A 7,471-nucleotide genomic window follows, 5' to 3' on the forward strand; every position below is an offset into this window, starting at 1 on the left:
CCGCCATCCACCAGGCCAACAGCAAGATCAACGCGCCCGCCGACACGCCCCAGGCGGCATAGAGGTTGACTCAGGAAACTCATGCGGCCTCCAAGTTCTGCATCGCAAGATCCCCTGGTCTGCTCTCCACGGTCATCATCGCGTGGTGCGGGCCAGGGGGGTGCGGCAGTTGGCACGTCCGTACGAGCCGTACGCGGTGGCCCGCTGTACCACCTTGCCGTGCAGGCTGACCGAGCAGGTGGCGTTGCCGCCCTCCTTGCCCAGGACGATGGAGACGACCGCCGGGGCGCCGCCGGCGGTCAGGTTGGCGCCGCCGCGCCAGGGCAGGTGGGCGCTGACGGTGTGCAGCCTTCCGCCCGGGCCGGCGTAGCTGATCTGGGCGGTGCCGCGGCCGGCGATCTGGTAGGTCACGGGAATGGTGGGGGCGTGGCGCTTGGCTGCCGCGCCGTTCTTGTCGTTCCCGCTGTGGGTGGCGAATAGAACGCCGACGGTGGCGAGGGCGGCACACAGGAGGGCGCCGCCGCCGAATAGGAGCGGGCGGACGCGGCGCCGGCTGGCTGACGCCTTGGCGGTTTCGTCGCTTTCAAGGGTCTCGGTGCCTGCTTCTGTCTGGGTTTCCATCGCCGACTTCCGTTGCGCGGATGGGCCTGAATGCCCGTCTTCGAATTATTCGCGGTGTGCCCGTCGATTAGAGCGAATGCGGTTCGAGGGCGCAAGTGCCGGACCGAAAGGCCCGTTTCGCAGCCTGAGCCTCAAGGTCCGGAGTGTGACTGAAACCTGAACCGTGATCAAACCAGTATCTGGACTCGGTAAAGTGAAAACCCTGAAGGCAAAGCCGACATCAAGGTTGTCGCGCCACCGATGCTGAAATTACGTCGGCGAATCGGTGTAAATCCGGTGAAATCCCCTGGCCGGATGGGTGGTTCGACCCGATTTTTACGGAGGTGCCGTTGCCCTGGACCTGCCAACGATCTCTGTGTCAGGGTCCTGCCGCTGATTCGGTGTCCCCCAGCACTGGTCGCATTACCGGCTATGGAGCCGCCATTGCCGGATTGGTGCGGTCACGTCTACGTAGGTGATTTACGGTGCTGCGGTTAGCCCTTCCCTGTGTGCCGGCAGCGGCCTCCAGAAGTGGGGGCGTGCCGGAACTGCCCAGCCCTGGGATATTGGCGCTCCGGAACTCACGCGCAGACGCGGCCGATTGTGCTGCCGATTGTTGAGCTGCGTGACAAGGAGTTGCAGGTGGCGAGGCGAAGAAGGATTGCCGCATCTCTGGTGGCCGGAGCGTTGCTGGGTTCTGTCGTACAGACCCCGGCATTCGCGTCCGCGCCGTCGCCGGGCCATGGTGGTTCCGGAATCATCGACACGGTCAAGGGCTGGTTCGGCGGCGGGCATTCCTCGCCCAAGCCGCCGGTCGGGCCGAAGGACGCGATAGCCGACCGGCAGAAGCTGCCGCCGGGCAAGAAGGCGCCGAAGGCTCACCGGGTGCGGGAGCTGACGTCCAAGCGCACCCCTTCGGCGCGGTACTGGAAGCTGTCGGACGGCACCACGCAGGCGGAGATCTCCGCGGTGCCGCTGTCGTACCACTCGGCGCACGGCTGGAAGGCGATCGACACGAAGGTCGCTGCGACCGGCCGGGCCGGGTACAAGTACGCCAACACCACCAACCTGGCCCGCTCCTACTTCGGTTCCCGCAGCGGGAGCCTGCTGCGTTTCGAGGCCGACGGGCAGCACACCGTCACTCTGGGCCTGGCCGGTGCGGACAAGGCCGTCTCCCCGGTGGCCAAGGACGACACCGTCACGTATCGGGGCCTGGCCGCCGGCGCGGACTTCGACTACCGGGTCGGGCGCGGTGAGGTGAAGGAGAACATCGTCCTGAACCGGGCCCCGAGCGGCCCGGTCTCGTTCAGCTTCACCCTCAGGACCGGCGGGCTGACTCCCAGGCAGCTGAAGGACGGCTCGATCGCGCTCTACGGCGGCAACGAAACGGGCCGCCCAAGGCTGGTCATCCCGGCCGCGGTGATGTACCAGGCGCCGAAGAACGCCGACTCCGCCGTGGTCGACATGACCCGCGGCCCGGTGGTCCAGAAGCTGACCCGCACCGGCTCGTCCTGGCGGATCACCCTCACCCCGGACACGAAGTGGCTGGCCGCGAAGGACCGCCGTTTCCCGGTGACGGTCGACCCGACGGTGATGATCGCGCCGACCCCCTCCACCTCGCAGGACGTGATGGTGGACTCCACGCAGCCGTCGACGAACCTCGACGGCTCGTGGCAGCTGGGCGTGGGCACGACGGCGGCCGGCAAGCTGCGCTCGCTGCTGAAGTTCCCGGTGACGGGCATCCCTTCGGGGACGAAGATCACCTCGGCGCAGCTGGGCGTGTACTACAACCAGGTCCACACCTCCAACACCCACAACGTGGTGATCGAGGCGCACCGGGCGACGGGCGCCTGGGACGCCTCGACGGCGACGTGGAGCAACACCAGCACCCTGTCGGGCGAACTGTCGGGTACCACGGTGCAGTTGGACGACGGTGACCCGGGGACGGCGGCCAAGGGCTCGTGGCCGTACTCGACGAACACCGCCTTCACCCAGTACGCGGTCAACGGCGACTACGCCTACAACAAGGATTCGGTGACGGGGGACACCTACACCTGGCAGCCGAGCGTGCCGCAGGCGGGCTCGTACCGGGTGGACGTGCACTCGATCCCGGCGAGCGACCGGGCGACGAACGCGCCGTACACGGTGACGTACAACGGCGGCACGTACAGCGGCACCATCGACCAGTCCGCGGGGACCGGCGGGGTGTGGCGGTCGCTGAACAACGGGGCGGCGCTGCCGTTCTCGGCCGGCACGGCGGGCAAGATCGTGCTGGGTGACGGGCCGGCGTCCACGTCGACCGCGGTGATCGCGGACGCGGTGCGGCTGGTCGAGCCGGGAACGACGCTGACGAAGGCGGCCGGCTCCTACGACCAGTGGCACAACTTCGCGGTGACCGACACCGTGCAGAAGTGGGTCAACGGGGCGGCTGCGAACAACGGGTTCGTGCTGCAGGCGGCAGACGAGTCGACGCTGGGCCAGGGTGGCCCGCTGTACGAGGCGTCGGAGTTCGGGTACGGCGGTGAGACCGCGACGTATCCGAAGCTGACCGTGGTCTTCGGTACCCCGGGCGTGGCGGTGAATGCGCCGACGGTCATCCACGCCACTGGTGCGGAGCTGTCCTGGCCGGCATACACGAACACCACCGGGAACCCGGCGAACGACCTGGCCGAGTACCAGGTCCACCGCTCCGTCTACCAGGGCTTCACCCCCTCCTCGGCGACCCTGGTGGCCCCGGTCGCGGCCGGCACGACGAGCTTCACCGACACCACCGCGGTGCCCACCCCTGCGGACTCCCCCGACGCCTTCCACGCGGTGTACTACGAGGTCGCGGTCAAGACCAAGGGCGGGCAGATCATCGGCGGCCCGGTGCAACTGGCCGACCTTCCCAAGGCCGGCCAGACCACGCAGATCATCCAGTCCGGGCAGACCGACACCACCCTGTCCTCGGCCCAGCCGACCACCGCGCACGACACCCTCTCCTCCGACGGCGTGAACCAGAAGTGGCTGGAGGTGGGCAACAACTCCGCCACCTACGGCAAAACCCGTGGGGTGCTGAAGTTCCCGACCAGTTCGCTGCCGTCGAGCGCCCGGGTGCTGTCGGCGCAGGTGCAGGCCATGTCGACGATCACCACCAACTCCGGTGGCGGCTCGGCGACGTACGAACTGCACGGGCTGACGAAGGACTTCGACGAGGCCGCCGCCACCTGGAACAACGCCACCTCGACCACGGCGTGGACGACGGCGGGCGGTGACTACTCGGCGACGGTGTCCGACACCGTCGCCGGGGTGAGCAATGATCCGGTGCGGCACTGGTGGGACGCCACGTCGCTGACGCAGGGCTGGATCAACACGCCGTCCTCCAACCACGGTGTTCTGATCAAGCTCAAGGACGAGTCGACCGCCGGACCGCAGGAGCGGTCAGTGTTCCTCTCCTCCGAGACGAGCGAGCCGCAGCTGCGCCCGCAGCTGGATGTCACCTACGTGGACGCCACCACCGACTCGACGTACTACGCGCCGCAGGTGCCGCAGCGGATGACGCCGGGCACCACGTACAACGTCGACGTGTCGCTGACCAACACCACCGACACCACGTGGTCGGCGGCCAACCAGGTGCTGTCCTACCGCTGGACGCTGCCGGACGGCACCGACGTCACAGGCGGCGGCAACCAGATCCAGACCGCCCTGCCGCAGGACCTCTCCCCGGGTGAGACGGTCACCATCCCCGCGCAGGTGAAGGCACCCACCAACGCCGACTCCGGAAACCCGACCAACTCCCGCACCCAGTACACGCTGACGTGGGACGTCTTCAACAAGACGAACAACACCTGGAACTCCGCCACCGGCGGCGTAGCAGGGCTGGCCCAGTCCGAGACGGTTGAGGACCCCACCTCCGACACCATCGGTCTGGAGAAGTACTACACCTACTCGGGTGTGGCCACGGGCGCGGGCTCGTCGGTGATGACGAACCTGGCCTCCGGCAACGACGTCTTCTCCTACAACGCCTTCTCCAACCCCGGGCGCGGACTGGGCACGTTCGCCCGCTTCGCGTACAACTCCCTGGACACCTCGGACACGGTGATGGGTCCGGGCTGGTCGGCACAGACATCGGCGCCGATCCGGCTGGGCGCGGCGCTGGACTTCCACCCCAACCCCAACCCGACCGAGGTGACCCTGACCGACGGTGACGGCACCTCCAGCGTCTTCACCAAGCAGACGGACGGGACGTGGAAGGCCCCGGCGGGTGTCCACTACCTGCTGGCGATGAAGGGCGGGGTGGCCTGCACCCCGGACAAGAACGACACGGCTGACGCCTGGTCGATGACGCGGCCGGACGGCACCCGCTTCTTCTACGACTGCGACGGCTATGTCACGTCGATCGTGGACAAGAACGGCAACACCGAGACGTTCACCTACAGCATCCGCAACTCCCACAACAAGCCGACGCACTTCCTGGACTACATCACGGACCCGACCGGGCGGCAGTCGCTGACGGTCACCTACTACAACAAGGGTGACAACTACAGCTACGTCGACGACACCGGCGCGGTGCAGTCGGACACGAACCTGACCAACCCCAAGATCATCGACCATGTGGCGTCGATGACCGACATCTCCGGCCGCAAGCTCACCTTCCTCTACAGCACGCAGGGGTTGATGGCCCAGCTGACGGACGGCGCCGGCTCCTCGCAGCCGAAGGTGTTCAAGTTCGGCTACGACGCCACCCAGGGCACCAAGAACGTCAAGCTGGTGTCCGTCACCGACCCCCGCGGTCACGTCACCAAACTGGACTACTACGCCCCCCAGACCGGCGACAACCCGAAGTACCACTGGTGGGCCAAGACCCTCACCGACCGGCTGAACGACGCGACATCGATCGCCTACGCGGCCGACACCTCCAACACCGCGTTCACCGACACCACGGTGACGGACGCCAACACCCACGCGACGAAGTACGTCACGGACGACTTCGCCCGCCCCGTGCAGATCACCGACGCCAAGAACGAGGTCACGAAGCTCGGCTGGGACGCCGACAACAACGTCACCTCGCTGACCGAGGACAACGGCGCCACGACGACGTGGACATACGACCCGAAGACCGGCTACCCGCTGACCAAGAAGGACGCGGAGGCGAACAAGAACGGCTGGCCGGCCACCACGTACACCTACCAGACCCGTCTGGACGGCTACTCCTCCGACCTGTTCACCAAGACCTCGCCGGAGGGCCGCAAGTGGCAGTTCGGCTACGACTCCTACGGCAACCTCACCTCGGTGCAGGACCCCAAGGGCGTCGCCACGGGGTCGGGCTACACCACCACCTACTCCTACAACTCCTACGGTGAGCTGACCCAGGCCACCGACGCCAACAACCACTCCACCAACTACACCGCCTTCGACGACAACGGCTACCCGCAGACCGAGACCGACGCACTCGGCGACGTCACGCAGACCAGCTACGACGTGCGCGGCAACGTGCTGTCCGTCACCGACCCGCTGAACAAGACCACCACACAGACGTACGACACCTTCGGGCGTCCGCGCGTCAGCAAGGTTCCCAAGGACCAGGCGGCGGGCTCGTACATCACCACCCCGGCCCCGGTGTACGACGCCAACGACAACGTCACCCAGTCCACGGCCCCCAACGGCGCGGTGTCCACCGCGGTGTTCGACGCGGCGGACGAGTTGGCCTCGTCCACGGCACCGAAGGACAACTCCACCGACCCGGACCGCATCACCAGCTACACCTACGACAACGTGGGCAACCAGCTCACCGAGACGGACCCGAACGGCAACCTGTCGGGTGCGACGCCGGGCAGCTACACCACGACCACTGCCTACGACGTGCTCGACCGCCCGGTGTCCGTCACCGACGCGGCCGGGCATGTCACCTCGACGTCGTACGACGACGTGGGCAACACGGTCAAGGTGGTCGACCCGCTGAAGAACCTGACCACCGACACGACGGACTTCACCTCGAAGTACGCCTACAACCTGGACCACCGACCGATCTCGGTGACGGACGCGGCCGGGCACACCAAGCAGACCGGCTACGACAAGGACGGCCTGCAGACCTCGACCACGGACGAGGACGGCAACCAGACCCTCTACACCTACGACGAGCGCGGCATGGTCACCCAGGTGCAGGTGCCCCACGACAACCCGTCCGGCACCCTCACCTACGACACCACCAAGTACGACTACGACCAGGTCGGCAACCAGACCAAGGTGTACTCCCCGCGCGCGGTGGCCGCGAACACCACGACCGCGTTCACCACGCAGACCGTCTACGACGAGCTGAACCGGGTCAAGGCGCAGCTGTCCGCCTACGACCCGAACGACGCGACGTACAACAAGGCGGCCGAGACCGACTACTCCTACGACGCCGACGGCCACCTGTCCAAGGTGTCCGCCCCGCCGTCCGCCGGCCAGTCGGTGCGCAACGACACCACCTACACCTACTGGGACGACGGCCAGACCAAGACCTCGACGGACCCGTGGGACATCACCACCACCTACGACCACGACGAGCTGGGTGACCAGACCTCCCGCACCATCACCTCCGCGGGCGGTTCGCAGTCGCGGACGATGAACTGGACGTACTACCCGGACGGGATGATCCACACCCGGACGGACAACGGCGTGCCGGTGGGTCTGCAGGTCGACCTGGCCGACAACTCCGACATCCAGTCCACCTCGGCGACCGGCTCCTGGCCGACGGCGTCCAGCGGCACCGACCACCAGGGCTACGACTACGCCACACACGCGGCCGGTACCGGCACGGATTCCTTCACCTGGAACCTGTCGATCCCCGAGGACGGCACCTACCAGGTGTACGTGAAGTACCCGCAGGTGACGGGGGCGGCGACGAACG

General features: G+C 67.2%; 2 protein-coding genes. One reads left to right on the forward strand and one right to left on the reverse strand.

What is annotated here, in order from left to right:
* Positions 1-135 precede the first annotated feature (135 nt).
* Positions 136-621 (reverse strand): hypothetical protein, encoded by a 486-nt coding sequence (locus tag H8R17_RS43705; protein ID WP_187828727.1) that lies wholly within the window; start codon positions 619-621, stop codon positions 136-138.
* A 654-nt stretch (positions 622-1,275) separates the two neighbouring features.
* Between H8R17_RS43705 and H8R17_RS43710 the strand changes: the two genes are divergently transcribed.
* Positions 1,276-7,471: DNRLRE domain-containing protein (locus H8R17_RS43710; protein WP_316959732.1), on the forward strand; the 6,196-nt coding region annotated here is incomplete at its 3' end.

Source organism: Streptomyces sp. TRM68367, assembly GCF_014495685.1.
In the GTDB taxonomy this organism is placed as follows: domain Bacteria; phylum Actinomycetota; class Actinomycetes; order Streptomycetales; family Streptomycetaceae; genus Streptomyces.

Coding starts and splice junctions, on each gene's coding strand:
- H8R17_RS43705 (WP_187828727.1), bottom strand. CDS start 621: ATGGAAACCCAGACAGAAGCAGGCACCGAGACCCTTGAAAGCGACGAA.